The organism is Citrobacter sp. HN-141 (genome assembly GCF_033341895.1).
In the GTDB taxonomy this organism is placed as follows: Bacteria; Pseudomonadota; Gammaproteobacteria; order Enterobacterales; family Enterobacteriaceae; genus Citrobacter.
This window is the reverse complement of record NZ_JAWPBF010000063.1, coordinates 1-504: the sequence shown is the minus strand read 5'-3', so window position 1 is coordinate 504 and position 504 is coordinate 1. Positions and strand designations below refer to the sequence as shown.

Genomic DNA, 504 nt, shown 5'->3' with positions numbered 1-504 from the left:
GGTACCAACTCCCAGTCTGACCTCGACTCCATCCAGGCTGAAATCACTCAGCGTCTGAACGAAATCGACCGCGTATCCGGTCAGACCCAGTTCAACGGCGTGAAAGTGCTGGCGAAAGACAACACCCTGACTATCCAGGTCGGTGCCAACGATGGCGAAACCATCGATATCAACCTGAAAGAAATCAACTCCAAAACGCTGGGTCTGGATTCACTGAACGTACAGCAGAAATATAAAGTTTCTGATACTGCTGTGGCTCCTGTTGGTTACCAGAACTCTACAGTAGCGCCCGTCACAACAGGTTTTTCAGCATCAGCAGTAACAGCAATTAAAAATAAAGATAGTGCATCGACTGCGACAGGTGCAACAATTACTGGCGATGTGAAATTTGATGAAGCTAAGAACAAATACTATGCGAATGTCACAGTAGCAGGTGACACCGCCAAAAATGGTGTTTATGAGGTAGAGATTGACGATACATCTGGAGCAGTAACACTCAAAGAT

General features: G+C 46.4%; 1 pseudogene. It reads left to right on the top strand.

The window, feature by feature from the left end:
• Window positions 1-504, top strand: a pseudogene (locus RYZ59_RS24585) (flagellin FliC); the annotation flags it as partial.